This is a genomic window from Micromonospora sp. GCM10011541 (assembly GCF_042650725.1).
GTDB classification, from domain to species: domain Bacteria; phylum Actinomycetota; class Actinomycetes; order Mycobacteriales; family Micromonosporaceae; genus Micromonospora; species Micromonospora sicca.
In genome coordinates this window covers 1-19,132 of the sequence record NZ_JBHSBP010000051.1, presented here as the reverse complement: position 1 = coordinate 19,132, position 19,132 = coordinate 1, and the positions used below count along the sequence as shown (strand labels likewise).

16 protein-coding genes and 3 pseudogenes are annotated in these 19,132 nt (G+C 69.6%); 5 read left to right on the top strand and 14 right to left on the bottom strand.

Going from position 1 to position 19,132, the window contains the following annotated elements:
• On the top strand, positions 1-764 hold a 764-nt coding region (locus ACFOYX_RS21630; RefSeq protein WP_377534293.1), incomplete at its 5' end, for an ATP-grasp domain-containing protein.
• Here the strand turns inward: ACFOYX_RS21630 and ACFOYX_RS21625 are convergent.
• The gene (locus tag ACFOYX_RS21625) at positions 733-1,857 is read right to left on the bottom strand and encodes a DUF4236 domain-containing protein (protein WP_322443465.1); all 1,125 of its coding nucleotides are present in this window, start codon (positions 1,855-1,857) and stop codon (positions 733-735) included. The genes ACFOYX_RS21630 and ACFOYX_RS21625 overlap by 32 nt on opposite strands.
• 737 nt (positions 1,858-2,594) lie before the next feature.
• Positions 2,595-3,710, bottom strand: a complete 1,116-nt coding sequence (locus ACFOYX_RS21620) for a TerB family tellurite resistance protein (RefSeq protein WP_322443464.1) — start codon at positions 3,708-3,710, stop codon at positions 2,595-2,597.
• Positions 3,711-4,357: 647 nt separating this feature from the next.
• Here ACFOYX_RS21620 and ACFOYX_RS21615 point away from each other — a divergent pair.
• Positions 4,358-4,582, top strand: a complete 225-nt coding sequence (locus ACFOYX_RS21615; RefSeq protein WP_322443491.1) for a hypothetical protein — start codon at positions 4,358-4,360, stop codon at positions 4,580-4,582.
• Between the two features lie 349 nt (positions 4,583-4,931).
• Here ACFOYX_RS21615 and ACFOYX_RS21610 read toward each other — a convergent pair whose 3' ends face one another.
• From ACFOYX_RS21610 to ACFOYX_RS21590, 5 genes are all read right to left on the bottom strand, one after another.
• On the bottom strand, positions 4,932-5,966 hold the full coding sequence (locus ACFOYX_RS21610; RefSeq protein WP_322443463.1) for a DUF2637 domain-containing protein: 1,035 nt from the start codon (positions 5,964-5,966) through the stop codon (positions 4,932-4,934).
• Positions 5,963-8,938 carry a BTAD domain-containing putative transcriptional regulator gene (locus ACFOYX_RS21605; protein WP_322443462.1) on the bottom strand — a complete coding sequence of 992 codons (2,976 nt, stop codon included), beginning with the start codon at positions 8,936-8,938 and terminating at the stop codon, positions 5,963-5,965. Before ACFOYX_RS21605 ends, ACFOYX_RS21610 begins: the two co-directional genes overlap by 4 nt.
• A 248-nt stretch (positions 8,939-9,186) precedes the next feature.
• Positions 9,187-11,001, bottom strand: coding sequence for a BTAD domain-containing putative transcriptional regulator (locus ACFOYX_RS21600; RefSeq protein WP_322443461.1), 1,815 nt, complete (start codon positions 10,999-11,001; stop codon positions 9,187-9,189).
• 271 nt (positions 11,002-11,272) lie between these two features.
• Positions 11,273-12,139 (bottom strand): hypothetical protein, encoded by an 867-nt coding sequence (locus tag ACFOYX_RS21595; RefSeq protein WP_322443460.1) that lies wholly within the window; start codon positions 12,137-12,139, stop codon positions 11,273-11,275.
• Entirely contained in the window at positions 12,064-13,197 is a 1,134-nt protein-coding gene (locus ACFOYX_RS21590; protein ID WP_377534292.1) for an Hsp70 family protein, read from the bottom strand. The genes ACFOYX_RS21595 and ACFOYX_RS21590 overlap by 76 nt, the downstream gene beginning before the upstream one ends.
• Before the next feature lie 281 nt (positions 13,198-13,478).
• Here ACFOYX_RS21590 and ACFOYX_RS21585 point away from each other — a divergent pair, with 281 nt between their 5' ends.
• Complete coding sequence (locus ACFOYX_RS21585; RefSeq protein ID WP_322443458.1) at positions 13,479-14,261, top strand: transposase family protein; 783 nt, start codon at positions 13,479-13,481, stop codon at positions 14,259-14,261.
• A gap of 30 nt (positions 14,262-14,291) precedes the next feature.
• Here ACFOYX_RS21585 and ACFOYX_RS21580 read toward each other — a convergent pair.
• From ACFOYX_RS21580 to ACFOYX_RS21550, 7 genes and pseudogenes are all read right to left on the bottom strand, one after another.
• Positions 14,292-14,582: pseudogene (locus ACFOYX_RS21580) on the bottom strand (integrase core domain-containing protein); the annotation flags it as partial.
• Positions 14,583-14,586: 4 nt separating this feature from the next.
• Positions 14,587-14,787, bottom strand: a pseudogene (locus tag ACFOYX_RS21575) (transposase); the annotation flags it as partial.
• Entirely contained in the window at positions 14,788-15,846 is a 1,059-nt protein-coding gene (locus tag ACFOYX_RS21570) for an IS110 family transposase (RefSeq protein WP_322443457.1), read from the bottom strand.
• 253 nt (positions 15,847-16,099) lie between these two features.
• Positions 16,100-17,110: pseudogene (locus ACFOYX_RS21565) on the bottom strand (IS30 family transposase); the annotation flags it as partial.
• 74 nt (positions 17,111-17,184) lie between these two features.
• Complete coding sequence (locus ACFOYX_RS21560) at positions 17,185-17,751, bottom strand: DDE-type integrase/transposase/recombinase (RefSeq protein ID WP_322443456.1); 567 nt, start codon at positions 17,749-17,751, stop codon at positions 17,185-17,187.
• Positions 17,744-17,965, bottom strand: a complete 222-nt coding sequence (locus ACFOYX_RS21555) for a hypothetical protein (RefSeq protein WP_322443455.1) — start codon at positions 17,963-17,965, stop codon at positions 17,744-17,746. Before ACFOYX_RS21555 ends, ACFOYX_RS21560 begins: the two co-directional genes overlap by 8 nt.
• Positions 17,962-18,201 (bottom strand): transposase, encoded by a 240-nt coding sequence (locus ACFOYX_RS21550; protein ID WP_322443454.1) that lies wholly within the window; start codon positions 18,199-18,201, stop codon positions 17,962-17,964. The genes ACFOYX_RS21555 and ACFOYX_RS21550 overlap by 4 nt, the downstream gene beginning before the upstream one ends.
• 193 nt (positions 18,202-18,394) lie before the next feature.
• On the opposite strand from ACFOYX_RS21550, the gene ACFOYX_RS21545 reads away from it, so the two are divergent.
• Both ACFOYX_RS21545 and ACFOYX_RS21540 read left to right on the top strand, forming a co-directional pair.
• Entirely contained in the window at positions 18,395-18,883 is a 489-nt protein-coding gene (locus ACFOYX_RS21545) for a hypothetical protein (protein ID WP_322443453.1), read from the top strand.
• A gap of 65 nt (positions 18,884-18,948) precedes the next feature.
• The coding region (locus ACFOYX_RS21540) for a transposase domain-containing protein (protein ID WP_377534289.1) at positions 18,949-19,132 on the top strand (184 nt) is incomplete at its 3' end.

The window sequence follows — 19,132 nt, the reverse complement described above, 5'->3', positions numbered from 1 at the left end:
AGGCCGTCGCAGCGGTAACAGGCAGCGGCCTCGCGGTGTACCGCGGCTGGATGCTGAGCAGTGAGCGGTACGCCGCGTTCGCCGAGGCGCTCGCCTGGCGCGGCGTGACGTTGAGAACCAGTCCCGAGCAGTACCGGCGGGCGCATGAGCTACCCGGGTGGTACGCCGCCCTGGCGGCTGTCACTCCATCCTCGGTGTGGACCACGGGCTCGGACCAGGCGGATTTTCACCGCGCACGCACGGAGCTGGGCGCGGGACCAGCGGTGCTGCGCGACTACACCAAGTCGATGAAGCACTACTGGCACGAGGCGGCGTTCATTCCCGATCTCGACGACGGCGTGACCGCCTGGAAGGTAGCGAGTCGCTTTCTGGAGCTACGCGAGGATGACTTCGTCGGCGGATTCGTGTTACGTCGCTTCGAGCGGTTCGCATCCGCCGAGGTACGAACCTGGTGGGTCGACGGCAAGTGCGTCCTGGTCGGCCCGCATCCGGACACTCCGAACGATGCTCCTCGCGTCCAGGTCGACCTCGCCCCGGTCGCACCGCTGATCGCCGGGCTGGGCCTGCCGTTCGTGACCGTGGACCTTGCCCTGCGCGCTGACGAGGTATGGCGAGTCATGGAGCTCGGCGACGGTCAGGTCAGCGACAGGCCAGCATCTATCGAACCCCAGGCGATAATCGCTGCCCTGCTTGCAGAACGTCCTGAACGGCATCGGTCGCAGCGGGTGCGGCCTACTGCTCGCCAGCTAGCTCGGCAAGGTTGACGGCGCTGAGGAGTTCGGCGAGTGCGGGCTCGGTGGCGAGGTTCAGGGGTTGTAATTCGCCGGTGCGGGCTCGTTGGTTGAGGATGAGCTCTGTGCTGGTGTCGTTGACGATCCGCGCTGCGTCGGCTGTCTGCCACAGGACGCCGTTGAGCGCCTGGCGGTCGACCTTGGCGGCGAGTAGGCAGGAGACACGGGGCCGGCCGTAGCTGTCGGGCCCGTCCTGACGCAGCACGGCGACGCGGGCGGATGTGATCGCGGGTGCGACGGCGAAGGCTTCCCGGACGGTGACGAGGACTTGGCCGCACACGAACTGTTTGTAGTAGTCGGCGCGGTCGCGTTGCGGGAGCTTGCGTAGGGACAGGTTGCCGGCCTGGGTGGTGGTGGGCATACGTTCGGGCACCACCTGGTCCACGCTGGGCACAAGCACCACGAGGGAAACCTCGTCGACGGCGACGCCGACCGCAGCACTGGGTGCTTCGTTGTCCTCGAACGCTTCCTCCAGCGTTTCCAGGACGACCTCGGGCGAGTTACTGCACAATTGCTGCCACCGCTGGTCGAGGTATAGCTGCCAGCCTTCCTGCTGTTCACATCGGGTCGCCCACTGCCGATGCATCTCGGCCTCGGTCCACTGGGTGGCCAACTGCTTGGCCTGAGCTCGCTTTGCGCGCTCGAAAAGGCCGATGCCGGCCAGGGCGTGCTGTTCGTAGTGCTTGTGAATGCTCGCCCGGTCGGGGGGTGCCGGTTGCGGTGCGATGGGTCGGCTGGCTGCGGGGAAATCCACCCGGTGCAGCTCCAGGATGCGCAGGAAGATCTGGGCCAGGCGTTGGGCCTCCTCGATTTTCTGCCCGTGTGCCGCTTGCCTCTGCTGAGCCGCGACCTGCCGCTGATAGGTCGCGGCCGACGTCGCCCGACCGCTCGAGCGGCGGCCGCCCCCGAGGGAAGTGTAGAAGCCGACGGGACCCGCGCCAGTCGAGAAGCCGGTGCGGCCAGCGCCGAAGTGCACCCGAGCCGCCCTCGGACCGACACTGGTCCGGATGCCGCGAGAGGAGGCACGGATACGCACCCCGGGTGCCAGCTTGATGGAGAACCCCATCAGCCGACCGTAGGCCCTGGCGCATGAGCGATCGTTCAGCCTGCTACCTGACCACCGCTCCGCCGACTGGTCGCTCCCGGGTTCCTATCGGCCATCCTTAGATGCCCAGGCCGGCACTATCGCGGATTTGGCGGTACATGCCGCCGTCGCCGAGTTGCAGAGGCAACTCCTCGGTCGCACGGGTGCTTCAGCAGACCGTCCCGGCCGGTCAACGACAGGCCCTGTTCCTTGGCCGCCCGGATCAGCTCGGCCGCGGCCTTCGCCTCCGCCGACGGCTCCGCCCGCTTCTTACGTCCTGTCCCATCGTTCAATGTCGCGGTCATCACGGCACCCTCCTCACCATGCACAACGACTGGCGGGTCAGGCCGGAAACACCGTTAAATCCACAGACCCCAGCTGATGACTGAGTTGACGATGCCCGGTGGGTGTGGTGGTCCAGCTGACGTCGGACGCGTTCATGCGCCGGGAGCGCGGGAACCATTCATGGGTTCGAAGGCTGTCGGGGGCGAGGATGATGCCGAGCTTGAGCGGTGGAGTTGTTCGCCGACCAGGCCGCGTGACGGCGCCTCGGCGATGCTTGCGCGCATGGTCGACGTGGCCGCGGAACTCGGCGGGCCGCCGCCCTTCTCGATGTGGGTGGCCCGGCTGTCCGGTGACACCGGCTGCGTTCGACGGACCGACCGTGGCACTGCCGGTAGGGCACACCTCGGCCTTCGTGTGGCCTGCGCACCGCGGGTTCAGCGTCGCTCGCAGCGATCCCGTAGCTCGGCGATGACTGCCTTCTCGTGCGTGTTGAGATCCCCGTCGACGGTGGCGACCCGTTCGGCGGCGTAGACAACATCGCTGAGATCCCCGGGCTCGGCGTCGACGCGGTGCCATACCTCGTCCGGGTCGATGTTGACGACGTTGGCGAGTTGCTCGTCGTCGACCTGATGCCGTTCTCGGGCAAGCCGCGTCAGCCGCTGGAACAGCAGGCGCTCGGCGTCAGCGATCTTGCCGTCCGCGTTGATGACGAGCCACGCGACCCACAGCATCAGCCGCAGGTGCCGGGTGCGTCGGATCAAAGTGTCGGCGAGTTCGATCACCTCTGCTTCGTCACGAAACACGGATTTGGCGTGGCGTCCCGCGGCCACGGTTGTGTAGCGGTTCACGAAGATGGTGAGGGGGATCCCGACGCCGGGGATGCCGATCTTGATGATGTTGCGTTGCAGGAGGTGTTTCCCGACGATCGGAAGGCTTTTCGCGGCGGCAAGGACCGGACCGGAGTAGTACTTCTTGAGGACTTGCCGGACCAGGCCGGGTACGAACTTCATACTGCTGCGGGCGACCTCTCCGGCCTTTATGCCGAATGCCACCCGGACGAGTTTCATCATGTCTTCGGGATCGTCCACGTCTAGGGGAATCCGGTAGATCACCGCGATGTCGTAGGCCAGGCGCATCTGCAGCTGGGTGATGTACGTCAGGTCAACCATGAACGTGAGGATGCCGGCAGGAACAGCGGCGGGGCTGGCGCCACCCAACGACCCGACGGTCGCGGCGATCGTCCCGGTGTAGAGGCTGGAGGTGATCCCGCCTTCGATCATCGCGTTCTTTGCCGCCAGCTTGATCTGCTGCCCGACGATACCGTCCGGGGGCACGCCCTTGTACTTCTGCTGGAAGTACTCCCAGGTGGCTTTCTCAGTGTACGACCGCAGCGCCTGGGCGCAGAGTTTCGTGAACCAGCCGCCCGACTTGATGTCGTCCGCGCTCAGCCCTTTGACGAACTCCCGAAGTTTGGCGCGCTCCTGTTCGACAGCTTCGCGGTCGGCATCGTCGTCGCCGGCGTTGACGGAGCCGGGCAGCACTTCGGTCACAGCGGGGTCCTCTCAGATGGTTCAGCGACCTGCAACGTTGCCAGACATGGGCAATCGACGGGCGGACCGACAAGGTGACTGATGCCTTTGCCTGTAGATGCCCCGGTGGGCAGCAACGATAGCGGGGCGTCACGCGGACCGGCCCTTCGCATGACCAGCGCCGGCGCCTGCCTGACGTCGTAGCCGTACACCCGGACGACCACCGCGTGTTGCTCGGCGGTGTACCAGCCGCATTCGAAGTACAGGGCGGCCAAGGGTCGGTCCCATTCCGGTTGGCCTTCCGCGACGTTCCTCAGGTCGATCGCCGCGACCCGGCTCGCCGGGGTCTGCCGAAGTATTCGCCGTTGCCGAGAAACGGACCTAACCCCTCAAACCAGCGTCTGAGTGCGACCGTCAGGGTGAGGGCGCATGACTGGCACCTCGTGCAGAGTCAGTACGGACGTCGTTCGACTGACGTAGCCGAGATCTCATCTCGGCCACTTGAGTTAGGCGATCAAGCACCTCCATTTGGCGGGCCTCGTGTCCTTGTAGCCGCAGCGCCGTCCTTCGGGTGCCAGGTACCACGTCACGGACACGTTCGGGACGCGTTCCCCAGGCCAGGACCGACACACGTCGACCCGGTCGGTTAAGCCCACGACCACCCGGAACTGCCGATCGCGGGGCTTGACCCTGCGACATCGCAGGCGCTGCTCAACGACCTCGCCGGACGCGTCTACGACAAAGCCGAGCGGTTCGGCCACGGCCAGCGCGTCAGCTACCTTATCGCCGGCTACGACGCCGTTATCGTCGACGGCGCCGCCAGCGATGCGTTCTCCACCCCGGTGCCGCCTGCGTCCGCTACGGCGACGAGCGGGTGCGCTTGCAGCACATAGTGTGGCCCGACCCTCGGGGACGCTTCCCTGGGACGCCGACCACGCCTACGACGCGGCTGTCCAACCGGTGATCGGCTGTCCGTAGCCGCCGCCTGCGGTGGCGGCCTTTGCGGACCTGTCGGACCGGAGACCGTCAGGTGCCCGGCCCGACACGGCCAAGAAGCCCGGCGACGCCCGGCGCACCCAGTGTCGAGCGCACCCCAGAGCACGAGACAGGGCACTTTCGTCGTTTGGGTCACCGGGACTATTGGCCGCAGCGTCGACAAGCGCGCTGCTGCTGCGCGCATGGCCCGTCGCGGTACCGGCCCTTGGGCGGGAGATACGGCTGCGGGCTGGGCGGCGAGCAGCCTTAGCGATGAACGGCGTCGACCCGGTTGCCGTTAGCGCGGGGTGCGTCGCCGGTGGGCGGCGGCCAGTGCCGGCGGACGGTGCGTTCGGACCTGCCGATCCTCGCGGCGATCTGCGCTGGGTGCAGGTTGGGGTCACGGCGGTGCCAGTACGCCACTGCCGCGGCGGTGGTGGGGGGCACTGCTTCCTCGTCGCCGTGGCGCGAGTGTCTCGTAGCTGCGGAATCGCCATGGGGTTGGGGTGGCGGTGTGGGGCCGGTTGCGGGCGCCGCGGCGGGGCGCGGGTCCTGTGTGTTCAGCTCGGCGCTGGCGCGCAGGTCCGCGCCGATCTGGTCGCCCGCTCCGGCGGTGGTGCTCTGGTCGACGAGCGCCTGTTCTGGCTGCTGATCACCATCTACCCGTTCGCTGTTGCCGGCCGGCGGTTCCTGCGCGTGCGGGGACGTCGACGGCGCGGCGGCAATGTGTGGCGGCAGGGCCGCAGGATGCGCGACCGGCGGCGCCACCCCGGCGGCGGTGGGGACGGACCGGCTCGGACCGTCGAGCCGCCGACGCCCGGGCGCGCCTGGCGCCGGCTCGCCCGTCACGTGGGGCGCGGTGGCGGCGCGGAGGCGGCCGGTGATCTCGACGAGGCTGACGCTGGCGACCACAACCAGCCCGTCGACGGACAGGGGCAGCAGGTACGCGGCGGCGGCTTCGGTTTCCCCATAGCGGGCGGCGACGCCGGCCATGTGCCAGTAGCTCACCCACGCCGCGATGGCCGCGATCGGGGCGGCGGCGACCATCCTGACCGCCGCCAGCAGCCGTCGGTGAGTGGGCACGCGGGAGATCAGCTCGACGGTGAGCATCAATGCAAGAGGCGGCCACGCGGAGATGACCTGGCTGACCGGATTGGGTCGGGCGTGCAGCACATTCGCGGCGATTGACGCGGCGACGCCGAGGGCGAGCACGGCGCGCACCCCCCACCGCAGCCTCCGCAGTTGGCGCGGCTCCCGCTCTCCCGCCTCGGCATGGGCGGCGGGCGCCGTCGCGGTGCTCATGCGGTCGGGCCAACGGGCTTCTGGCCGGTCATGCCGAAGCGTTTGACCCGGGCGACGAGTCGGTCGGCGAGGGCGAGGGTGTCGTCGCCGGGCCTCGCGTCGATCTCGGCGAGGGCGCGGGTCAGCTGGCGGCGCAGGGTGCGGATCGCGTCGAGGTGCCCCAGCTCGGCGCGGGCCCGCATCGCCTGCTGGTACAGGTCCTCGTGGCGCGGGTGGTGGGCGATGGCCGCGTCGAGCACGGCGACCTGCTGCGCTGGATCCCCGGCCAGGGTGTCGGCGAGGGCGAGGTGCGCGTCGAGGGCATCTTGGCGGACGGCCTCGCGGTAGGACTCGACCCACTCGTAGTCGCAGCCCTGCGCGAGGGGGCCGGTGTAGGCGTCGACGGCGCGGCGCAGCGCGGCGGCTCGGGCCTGCGGGTCGGTGGCCTGTCGGGCTTCCCGGAGCGCCGCTCGCATCCGCCATAGGTCGATGTCGAGGGTGTCGGGCTGGAGCAGGTAGCGGTGGTCCGGGTGGCTGAGGTAGGTGTTGGGCCCGCCGGTGTGCCGCAGGACCGCCCGCAGTCCGGAGACGTAGGTGTAGAGCCGGCCGGGGGCCTTGCTAACCGGGGCGTCGGGCAGTAGGTCGTCGAGGATCGCTTCCGTCGAGGCGACCCCGTCATGCACCGCCAGGTACACCAACAATTCCAGGGACTTGGCGCGCGGTGTGCGCTGCGGGTCGCCGTCGATCACCTTCGGTGTGCCCAGCACCCGCACCCGTACCTTCCCGGGCCGCTGGTCGGCGCTGCCGCCTGCTGCGGCGTCGTCCGGCACGTGCCCGACCGGGACGCCGCCGGCCACGGCCGGCGTGCCGCGGTCCGGCTGGGGTTCGGGTGCGGCCAGGTTGTCCTCCTGGCTGGCGGACAGCATCTCGGCGCCGTCACGCGCGACATCGTCAGCGCGGGGTGCGGGCTGCGCGGCTGTTGTCGGCGCGTCGTGCGCGGCGGGAGACGGTGGGTTGTCGGGCGCCTGCGCGCGGGAGGGGGGTTGCTGTTCGGTGGGGGCGGGCGAGGGGGGCTGGCCGGTGTGGGATTCGGCGAGGGTGGCGAGCAGGTCGGCGGCTTCGGTCGGGTCGAGCACGCAGAGGCGACCGACGTCCGCGGGGCGGGCGCCGTCGGCGCTGGTGGTGCCGTCGGCGGCGACGGTGAGGGTGTCGCCCTCGGGCCACGCGCCGAGCAGCACCCCGTGGATGTCCAGGCGCTGCCCCTGGGTGAGCAGTGCGGCGACGCGGGCACGCTCGTGGCGGCTCGTGGCGCCCGCGAGGAGCATGACCGGCGGGAGGGGCTCTTCGTAGGGGTCGGCGCGGCGCAGCTCGGCTGCGCTGTCGACCTCGTGCTGGTACAGCAGGCGGGTGCGCCGCATCGTCTGGGCTTCCAGGAGGTCCAGGGCCTCGTCGAGGCCGGCGGTGACGGTCAGCCGTGGCGTGCGCGGCAGGGTGACCGCGGCGGCGCCCAGTAGCGTCGCCGCGGTCATCGACGGGATGACCACCTCGGTGCGGGCCTCGGGGTGGTCCGCCCCGCCGCAGGCCAGGGCGGCGGTGAGGAACCCCCGGGCGGCGGCCAATGCACCGGGACCGGCCAGTCCCAGCCCGGCTGGGCGCCACAGCGCCGTCAGCGGGTTGTCCAGCGCCGGGGCCACCGGCAGCGGTGCCGGCCCCCCGTCGTTGTCCCGGCTGGAGGTGGCGCCTGCGCCGGCGGCGTGGCCATCGGCATCCCGGTCGTCGCTGCCGCCGCCCGCGAGCACGGGCTCGTCGTCGGCGTCGTATCCGTCGTCGTGGTCGGCGCATTGCCGGGCGGGCTCGTACGGGTCGGGGTTGCCGGCGGCGGCGCGGCGCAGGCCGCGGCGGATCTGCCCGACCACCCGGGGCAGGGGGGCCAGGTCCGGATCGTGGGTGCGGGACGCCGTCGCGGGCTTGCGGGCAACGTAGCGGCGTTGCCGGTGGGCCCACACCAGCGCGACCGCCGCGGCGATCGCGAGGGCCAGGCCGAGGTCGACCCAGCTGCCACTGGGCAACCACACCCCGCGCGTCGCCCGCTCAGGGGCGCGGGGTGCGTCCGGTGCTGCGGGGCTTGCCGTGTCCGGGGCGGAGGCGGTCGGCGCGGGCGCGGCGGCTCCGCTACTGTCCGGGGCCGCGGTGACCGGGGGCGACGGCGGGCGCGACGCGGTGGTGCCCGGCGCCGGGCTGGCTGGCGGTGTGTGCGCAGCCGGCGGCGACGCCTGCGCGTCCGGTTGACCGCTGCTCGGCGGCGGGTTGGCCGGCGTGCGGGGTGCGTGTCCCGTGGGTGGGGCGGCGTCGGGAGGAAGGCTGAGGACCCAGCCGGGGTGGATGAGGTTCGGATCGCGCAGGGTGCCGCCGACGTCGGCGAAGTGGGTGCCCCGGTTGAGGGCGAAAATCTCCGGCCAGCGATCGGCGTCGCCGAGACACTCGGCGGCGATTTTCGACAGGCTGTCACCACGTTCGACGGCGTAGGTGCGGTTTGTTGACCACGTGTGCCCGTTCGCCTGCTGCGCCTGCGTGGCAGCCGCTTGGGTGGCGTGCTGATCACTACCACTGCTGTCGCTGGTGGTCGCGCTGGCGTGTGCGGCGGCGCCGGTGGCGGTCGTGACGGCGGTGGCGCCCAGCAGCGCGGCGGTGATGCCCTGGACAGGGCGGGGAAGGCGCAGCGCCGGCGTCCAGCGCAGCCGACGGGCCAGTGCGGTGTAGGCGCGGATGAGCACGGCGGTACACAGCAGCAGCCACAACGTCAGCATTCCCCCTGCGGTGAGGGCGACGACGAAGCCGGAACTCATCGGCTGGGTGATCCAGTGCCGCACGGCCGTGGCCGGTGAGGGCAGCTCGGGCGTCCACACTCCGGTGCTGACGAGGACGGCGGGCACGGCAGCCGTGCCGAGGACGGATGTGGTGATCGCGATGACGCGCGTCGTTCGGTGTGACACCTGGCCTCCTCGCACCTGCAGTTGGTGGTGCCCCGCCCTGGGACGCAGGCGACGGGCGGCCTGCGGAGGGGTGCGGGCGGTTGCGGTGACGCTATGGCCGTCGATGCCGTGATGGGAGCAGGTACCGGCTCACGGCACCTCACAGCACCTCACACGACCTCACACCCCCAGGTCAGAAGGGATGTGGCACTACTCGGCTGCCGGCGCGGGCAAGCGGCCGCGTGCGGAAGCGCGGTTCCTGCGGGGGCCTACTGGGTTGGAGTGGTGGCGCCGCGTAGGCGCACGGCGGTGCCGTCCGCTTCATCGGCGTCGAGGCCGGCCGCGGCGAGGCGGCGGGTGTAGGTGTCGTGCAACTCGACGGCCGTTTGGTGCTCACCGAGTGCGGCGAGGGCGTTCATAACGCGTGTGTGCAGATCGGCGTTGTAGGGGTCGACGCGGATGGCGGCCTGCAGCAGGTGCAGGGCCTGACGCGGGGTGGGTGCGGCGGCGGCCAGGACCACGTGCGCGTCGATGACGTGCCGGCGGACGGCTTCCCGAATTGGGTCAAGCCAGGGCCACGCGCGGCCGGCCGCCACCTCGGCGGGGTAGGCGTCGATGACGGCCTGCCAGGCGAGCGGGCGATCGGTGACGGCGGTGGCGGCGTGCTGAACGGTGGTGTGGAATCGCCACAGGTCCGTGTCCACGTGGGTGGGGTTGAGGCGATACCGGTCGTCGGCGTTGTCGATGACGTCGAGGCCACTTGCGGCTCGGATAGCGCCGCGCAGCTCGCTGAGGGCGGTGTAGAGCCTGCCGGTGAGCGAGTGCCGAGGCAGGCCTGGCCAGAGGGCTTCGACCATCTGCCCGCTGTGCGCACCGGCGGGATGAGCCGCAAGGAACACCAAGGCCTGCAGGGCGGCCGCGCGTCGGATCGTCAGCGTTGCTCCGTCAACGGACAGCATGGGTTCACCGAGCACTCGCAACTGGATGCGCCGCCCACCGCTGCCGGCGCGGGTGTCCCTGCTGGCCTGGCGTGGTATCCGCGGCGATAGCGGGAGCGGACGATGCGACCGTTGGGGGTCGGGTGCCGTGGGTGGCGCGGGGTCGATGTGCCCCATCACGGTGAGCAGGTCTGTGGCCGCGACCGTGTCGAGGACACACAGTCGGGGCCCGGCCCACCCGGGTCGGCGCGGGTCGTGCGTGTGGCCTGCCGCATCGACGTGCCAGCTGGCGCCGGCCGGCCACTGACCCAGTACGACGACGTTGCTGGCGCCGGCTGCGCAGAGGCCGGCCAGCCGTTGTGCGAGGGCGCCGGATGGGCTGTCGACGATCAGCACGGCCGCTGGCTCGCCAGTGACCGCGGCGACGTTCTCGCGCCGCTGCGGTTTTTCCCGCTCCAGCCCGGCGTGCCGGGTAGGGGAGGATTCGATCAGCTTGACCGCGTCGTGGAGCGTGGGCATCACCTGCAGGTGTGGCGGGCGGTGTCGTATCGCCTCGGCGGCGGTTCCCACCAGAGTGCTCAGCGCGGCGCGGGTGACGACGAGCGGCACCGCGGGACGGTTCTGCCCGGTCAGCAGGACGGTGACCAGCAGACCTCTCGCCGCAGCCAGGGCGCCCGGTCCAATGAGCCCCACACCGGCGGCCGGAAGGCCAGATATCGTGGCCGTTGCCACCGGCACGGACGCCTCAGCCGGGACCGCGTTGGGCCTCGACGCGGGGTGATCGACGAGGGCGGCTTGCACCGCGGCGGCGGTGGCGGGCAGCGGGCTCAGATCCGCGTCGTCGCGGCCGGCGAGGCCGGGCCGGTAGGCGCGGCGGCGGCGTAGCCAGACGAGAGCCCCGGCGAGGGCGACCTGCTCGGCGACCTCGCGGGGCAGCCAACCTCCCGACAACAAGATCCCGCCGTCGACCTGGACGCTGGAGGACCAGTCCGCTTCGGCGGTGGCGGGGGTGCCCGGAGTCTCGAGGCTCCCCGCAGCCACGGGTGCGGGCGGTTGCGGCGGCGACGTCGGGTTAGCGGTGACACTGAACACCGCCGCGCCTGCCATGCCGCTGGCCGTGGCCTGCAGCGGCGTGGGCAGCGGCACCCGGCGCAGCCAGGCGGCGCCCGCACGCAGGCGGGTCAGGAACCGGACGGTCACCGTGTAGGCCAGCACCAGCCATACCAGCCACGCCCCGACGGTCAGCGCGACAGCCAGCGTCTGCTCGGTCAGTGGCTGCTGCACCCACGCCAAAACCTGCTCCCCGCTAGGCCACCCGCGTACAGGCGAGCCCACCAGGGACAACAGCACGACCGGCGGACCGACCAGGAGCAGACCGACGACCAGCGAAGACATCACCTGCCGCGGCCACCGCACGTCACCCACCCCCGCCCGGCGGCGCAGCAACACCCTGCGGCGCTGCCGACGCTCCGGCAGGCGGGGCCTTGGCGGAACGGACGACGCGCGCCCACAACCGGGCGGCCCACCACACCGCGATGGCCAGGGCATAGATGACGCCGAGGAGGCCGGCAGCCTGCCGACTAACGATCGCAGCGGTGATCACCGCTAGGGGGGCGGCGAGGATGAGCCGGAACACCAGCGGTGTCACCAGCGCCATGACCACCCCGACGCCCAGAAGCAAACCGCCGACGCGGGCGGCGATGTCGATCCACAGCACCAGGTGCGGCCACCGGTCGGCGGTCAGGGAGTACTGGACCAGGCCCATACCGACCGCGGCGACGGCGATGGAGCCGGTCGGCGCGGCCATCAACGCCGACCAGCCCCCATGGGGTGTACGCCACTGCCGTGCGGCGACGAACGCCATCGCGGCGGCCAGCACCACGATCGGGGTGACCGGCCAGAGCGCCCAACTCAGGAACTCCCCCACCGGCAGGCCGAAGTATTGGCTGGCGACCACCGCGTAGAGACCGGCGATCGCCAGGCCGACGGAGACGGCGGCGAGGACACCGACGCTGACCTTCCCGCCCTCGGATCGGAGGTCCGCTGTGGGGCTGTGGGCAGCGATGAGCGAGCCGAGGATGGTGCCCGCGCTCAGACACGCCAGCACAGCGAACACGGCGGCCATCGCGAACTCACCCCAGTTCAGGGTCACCGAGTAGTGCACGCTCAGCACGCTGTGCCGCTCGGCGGTCATGAGGCACTGCCAGATCAGGGCCAGGGACGCGAAGCCGGGCACCGCGATGGCGACGGCGCGCCGTACCGGCGGCACTGGCACCTCCACCATGCCCGCCACGGTGGGGCCGGCGGCCCCACCGTGGGGCCGGCGGCCCCGGCGCCAGCGGCGCCCCGCGCCGCAGCCGAGCCAGGCTCGACAATGACCGTGGGGGTCACACCCGCGTGCTCGGCGATGACCGTGGCCAGCTGGGGCAGGTGGGCGCTGCCGCCGACGCAGTAGATGCCCGCCAAATCGGCGGCGGTGAGCTCGGCGGCGGCAATGGCCTCGCAGGTCAGCTGGGCTACCCGCTGCAGGACAGGGCGGGCGGCTTCATCGAGCATGGCGCTGTTCGCGACCACCGGTGCCCGGTCGGGAAGCGGCACCGTGACGGCAGGGTGCGCGGCCAGGGCCTCCTTCGCGGCGCGAACAGTCTGCGCCATCACCCACTGGCCCGTGCCCGCGTCGGACACGTCTCGCCCGTCGGTGAGGGCGGCGGCCAAAGCATGGTCGATAGCGGTGCCGCCGGCGGCAGGGTCCGCGAGGGTCGCGAGGACCTCAAACCCGGCGGGGCCCCGCCGCAGGACCGTCACCTCCGCACCCGCGCCGACGTCGGACACGACGATGAACGACCCGACCGGCCACCGCGCACCGCCGGCCAGCAGGTGCTCCGCGACGGCCACCGGGGCCTCCACCAGACGCGGCTGCGGCAACCCGGCCCGGTGCGCGACCTGCCGCATCCAGGTACGCCGCCGTGGCCCCCACCCTGCCGGCACCACCAACCGCACGTCCCGCAGCGGCCCACCAGTCGTCCGCTCGGCTTCGGCCGCGACCCGGCGCAGCGGTGCCGCCGCCAGGTCCAGCTCATCCACACCAGTGCTATCGACCGACAGGTCGTCAACGACCGGGCGTCGCGGATTCGGAATGAACCTGCTCGGCTGCTCCCCGGCGGCCTGCCAAGCCCGCTGCCCCGTCCACACCTGCCCATCGGCGGCCACGTACACGGCGCTCGGCAGGTACGGCGCCCCGTCGAACGACAGGTCGGACGCGCTGCCGTCAGCCCAGGCCAAAACGGCGACGGTGCTGGCGCTGCCGCAATCGATCGACAGCCGCGCTTCCCCCGCCCGCATACCCATAGTCAAACATGAGGATCACATTCACGTCATCCGGCAATCACCCACAGGCAGCGGAGCCCAGGGCCACAACCGGACCCAGCGTCATCCCCCACCGATCGACTACCGCCGCCGCCGAGCCACCTTCACCGACATCACCCGGGCCTGCTGCACTGAGCCCTTTCCAAGCTGATCTTGCAGCTCAGGACGGGTGCGGCAGGCCCGGTGATCGATGGGTGCGAGGCTCCAGGTAGGACAGCTGTCGACCAAGACTCGAAGCCCCGACCGGGAGCCTCGCCATGCTGTCCTACCCCGCCACGATTCCGTTGTCCAGCCGCACCCTGAACCACCTCGCCGGACGCATCCGCAGCCACCGCAACCAGCGCCGATCCCGGTGGCGGCGCCTCGAACCCGGCCGGCAGGCGCTGCTCGCTCTGGCCCATCTGCGTAACGGCGACACCTACTCCCGACTCGCGGCCGGCTTCAAGATCGGCGTCGCCACCGCTTGGCGCTATGTCCAGGAGGCGATTGCCCTGCTCAGCTCGGCAGCCGACGACCTGGATACCGCGATGCGACGCATTCGGCTGCTGGCGTACGCGATCCTGGACGGCACGCTGATCCCGATCGACCGGGTCGCCGAGCAGAAGCCCTACTACTGCGGCAAACACAGACGCCACGGCGTGAACGTGCAGGTCATCGCGGACGCCGCCGGCCGGCTCGTGTGGGCATCATCGGCACTACCCGGTTCGGCACACGATCTGACCGCCGCACGCAGTCACGGCATCATCGATGCCCTGACCCGCGCGGATGTGATGACCTTCGCCGATAAGGGCTACCAGGGCGCCCGTGGCAGCGTGCGCACCCCGTTCAAGCGGCGCCGCTTCCGGCCGAAGCTGTCACACAGGCAGAAGGCCGTGAACCGGGCCCACGCCAAGATCCGCGCCCGCGGAGAACGAGCGATCGCCACGCTCAAGACCTGGAAGATCCTGGTCAAGCTGCGCTGCTGCCCACGCCGAGCCACCGCGATCGTCCAAGCCATCCTCGTCCTGCACCACGTCGAAACCAACCGCTACGCAGGATGAAAATGGCTCACTGATAGGTGACAGTTTCAGTTACGCGGCCTGACTGGCCGGTGGGGTCATGATGGTCTCGTACTCGATAGGGGTCAACCGGGCCAGGGAGTGTTGTCGTCGGCGGCGGTAGGTCCGTTCGATCCAGGTCACGATCGCGGTCCTCAACTGCTGCCGGGTGGACCAGTTACGCCGGTTGAGGACGTTGTTCTGTAGCAGGCCGAAGAACGATTCCATGGCGGCGTTGTCGCCGGCGGCACCAACTCTGCCCATCGACCCGATCATGTGATGCTGGTGCAGAGCGCGGACGAACTTCCGGCTGCGAAACTGGGCGAGTTCAATCGGTCGTTGCAACACCAGGCTGTTGTAGCGAGCCTAGCTGCTCGGCGAAGACCTCGGCTGGGGTCTTCCAGCCGAGGCTCTTGCGTGGCCGATTGTTGACCGCGAGGGCAACGGCTTCGAGGTCCTCATCGGACCACCTCGACAGGTCGGTGCCCTTCGGAAAGTACTGACGCAGCAGCCCGTTGATGCTTCTATGTCAAACGGTGAGCCGGTGTCGGGTGATGTGATGCTGCCAGGAGGCGTGGTCGGTGGCCATGGCCCGGTGGATGACGTCGACGAGATGACGTTTGAGGATGCGGCGCGCGCCGCGGTTGCCTTTGGTTGGCTCGTGGCGGCTTAGTAGTGCTTGGGCTGCGGGGTCGAACCGTTTCTGCACGATGGCGGCTGTGTAGAGGACGCTGTTGAGGCGGCGGTTGCCGCCTCGGTGAAGGCGGTGGCGCTCTTTGTCGGCGGAAAATACCGGGATTGGAGCGCAGCCGGTGTAGCGGGCGAGTTTGGCCGAGTTGGAGAAGCGGGTGATGTCGCCGATCTCAGCGATCAGAACGGCTGCGGAGGTGTGGCTGATCCCGGTGATCTGCAGAAGCGTCGGTGCCAGCGGGTCGACGAGTTCGCGGATTGTGGTGTCCAGGTCACGGACACGCTGATTGAGGTCGGCTATCTCCGCGATCATGTTCGTGAACGCCCGACGGATGAGGGGGCCCAGCTCTGCTGCTTCCAGCAGGGCGGCCAGCGAAGTCAGGTTCTTGGCTCGGGCGAGGTCGCCAGGGGTGTGGTTGAGCCAGACGTGCAGTTGCGCCTTGAGCTGGTTGACGATCATGGTGCGACGCTTGAGGAGGTCGGATCGGTAGTCGACGAGGACGCGCAGCTCACGCACGTGCTCGTCGATGCGATGCCGGTCCAGCGTCGGCGTCGCGATAGCGGCATGTGCTGCTGCGGCCGCGTCGACAGAGTCCGATTTGGCGCCGGTGGCCGCGTGCAGTCTGCGATGGGCGACCGTGAGCCGGCTGGGAACCCACACCACTTCGTGTCCAGCGAGTAGCAGGCCGTCGGCCAGGCGTCGTGCGAACCCACGGCCGTCTTCGATGGCCCAGGTGACCGGCATGCCGTCGGCGATCGACCTGATCCAGGTCAGAAGCGTGATGATGAGCAGGGCGTCGTTCTTGACGGTCAGTGGCTTGCCGATCCGCTTACCACCGCCATCAACAGCCACTGCGACATGGACGTGCTTGTGCGGGTCGATCCCCACTGTCACCATCGAGATGTCCTCTTCTCTGCCATCGCGGACGAACGGGACGATGGCAAGAGCCCTGGCCGAGGGACAGACCTATTGCGAGTTGACGGCTCAGCAGGCTTCTATCAAGTCACTCCCGGCCAGGGCTCTCGCCCCCGGAGCCACCTTGGACAAATCAACGGAAAGCCTTGCGGCACGTGTTCTCCGAGTCACCCAGTGGCCCAACCTCAGCCGCACCCGTCGGTGCAGCCCTGGCACGGATCATCCTTCACCAATAGGTGTTCTCGTTCGTCGGCCGCTGCCAGGGCGAGTGCGGATCGGCGAAGAACACCTTCGTGCCGGTATCGAGGGCGAATTGCGCATGACCGGAGAGTTCCTTCCCACGGTCCCAGGTGAGGGTCTTGCGTAGTTGCTGGGGCAACTTCGTCATCGACGTCGTCAGCGCGGTGTTCATCGCGACGGCGCCGTAGCCGACGAGCGAAAGACCGTTCTTCACCGGTGGTGTCTCGCCCCAGCCTTCCAACCGAGGCAGATGCACCAGGAGCGTGGAGCGGCTGGAGCGCTCGACGAGCGTGCCGATCGCGGAACGGCCCGTCCCGATGATCAGGTCCCCTTCCCACTGCCCGGGGACCGCGCGGTCCGCGGCTTCGGCGGGGCGCTCGGACAGGACGACATCGGCAGTGACATGCCCTTGCGGCTTGTTCTGGGACCGCGCTCTGGGAACCCGCAGCGCCCGGCCGGTGCGCAGACACGCGACCAGCTCACGCTTGAGCGCTCCACGTCCCTGAATGAACAGCGACTGGTAGATCGCCTCGTGGCTGATGCGCATGGCCTCATCATCGGGGAAGTCGACACGCAGCCGGTGCGAGATCTGCTCCGGGCTCCACGCCGTCGCCCAGCGGCGGTCCTGTCGATGCGGCTTGTTCAGCCCCTTCCACGCGGGCGGCTCAGGCCCGCTGACGATCGTGCCATCAGGTCGACGGACCCCGCCGGCGAGTCGGTCCTGCACGTACTCACGCAACCTGCCATTACCTACGAGCTTCGCGGTCTTCGGACGCTTCGCCGCCTGCTGCGCCTTCCACTGCGCCACCAGAGCTCGGTAGACCGGCTTACCACCCCTGGTCGCCGCGTTACGGCGCAGCTCGCGTGAGACCGTTCCCGGGTCGCGTCCGATCCTGCGGGCGATCCCCCGCACGCCGACCCCCTGAACGAGCAGCAGCGCGATCTCCTCGCGCTCGGCGAATGACAGGTAACGGCCGGTGGGCTCGTCCAGACTGATCGGCGGCATGCCGCCAGCGTGACGGAACCACCGGGACCCGACCGGCCATGACACACCCACAGCCTCCGCGGCCTCCAGCGTGGTTATTCCCGAGGCGATGCGCCGCCAGAAGTCCCGCTGCACCGCACGAGACGGCTCCGGCCGTCCCGGTGAACGCATCGGCGGCCGCAACGCTCGATCCGACGCCCACTGGCGACGCGCACCAGCCGGCATCCCATGCAACTGCTTCTTCCCGCGCCCCATCGCAAACCTCCGTGATCAAGGTGTTGCGACGACCAGTTGAATTCGCCCTGCGACCCGCGGTCGGTGTGTAACACACAGCCGGGCACTCGGCCGCGTCGAGCTACGGCGTTGTGCAATGCGTTGACGGCCAGCCTCGATTTCATCCGTGAGTCGATGGAGTAGCCGACGATCCGCCTCGACCACACGTCCTTGATCGCGCACAGGTAGAGCTTGCCCTCGCCGGTGCGGTGTTCGGTGATGTCGGCCAGCCACAACTGGTTCGGCCCGTCGGCGGTGAAGTCTCGTTTCACGAGGTCGTCATGCACCGGCGGACCGACCTTGCCACCCTTGCCGCGCCTCTTGCGTTTGCCGAAGGCACTCCACCAGCCATTATCCGAGCAGATCTTCCACGCGGTGCGCTCAGCCATCACCTGTCCGGCGGTGCGCCTCATCGACCAGGAACCGGAACCCGAACTCCGGGTCATCGCGATGGGCGTCCACCAGGGCGTTCGCGCGGTAAGCGGCAACGAGTTCGGCGTTGGCGACGGGCCGGGCGAGCCACCGGTAGTAGGGCTGACGAGCGATGGTCAATACCCGGCACGTCACCGCCACGGGGATCCCGTCGGCGGCCAGCTCGCTCACGAGCGGGTAGAGCCTTTTCCCGGCAGGTTCGCCTGCGACAAGTACGCCGCAGCCCGGCGCAGGACCTCGTTCTCCTGCTCCAGCAACTTGATCCGCTTGCGGGCCTCACGCAGCTCGGCTGACTCGCTGCCGCTGACACCCGGTTTGGTTCCAGCGTCAACGTCAGCCTGGCGCAGCCACTTGAACAACGTCATCGGGTGGACTCCGAAGTCCTTCGGGATCTGCTCGACCGTCACACCCTCACCACAGCGCAATGGCACGAAACTCTGCTACCAAGCCAGCACCAATCCCGGCAGAGCCGGCTATCAACGCGGCGCGCCGGAGCGCAGCCAGCCGACGCCATCGGGCGCTAGCTTGGCGGGCCCGCTACCGTGACCTCAAAGAGCTGATCTCGCCGCCGTTCATACTTTGCACCGATGGGGGCGCACCATGGATGACGTAGTTCGACGGACATTCTTCCGCGCCATGCCGTGCGTATCCGACGAGCTCTCGCGGATGCCCCTCAGCGGCTGGAACGAGTCCGTCTTTCGGTACTTCTTCTGTCGGAGCCTCTCAGAGGCCCACCCCGACGTAACCCAGTTCGTGGAGTGCGACCGCATCGACCTGGTGTTGCACCGCGCCGAGGAGAAGGCGTTCATCGAGTTCAAGTTCTACCTGCGCGCGCCAAAGTTTGATCCGTACACGGGCCGCCGGTCGGGCCTCAAAGGCGGCCCCGGTCCCAGGAACCTGGATGAGTTTCGGCGGTGCGTTGATCAACTCCACGGTCGAAAACCGGTGCACGGATTGTCCAAGTACATCGTCCTTGTCTACGCCGACCCGATCGGCGGGAGCACCACGGCGAACAGGTACTCGACCCACTACGACGACTATGCCCACTGGAACGAGAAGATCAGCCTTGACCCAATGCCGTTCAGATAGGGCATCTATCGAGGTCAGCGTGGTGAGCTGACGTTGGTGGGCTGCGACCGGTACGGTTGCCGGCCGTGACGTCGTCGGAGTTGGAGTCGTTGCCGCGGCCGTGGGGGCGGTTGACCGACCACATCGGACTGGGTGTGCTGTCGGCGCGGTTCGACCGGGATCTGCTGGAAGAGGTCATCAACCGCGCAGGGCGGCGGGAGAAGCGGTCCCGGCGGCTGCCCGCGCACGTGATGATCCGCTACGTGATCG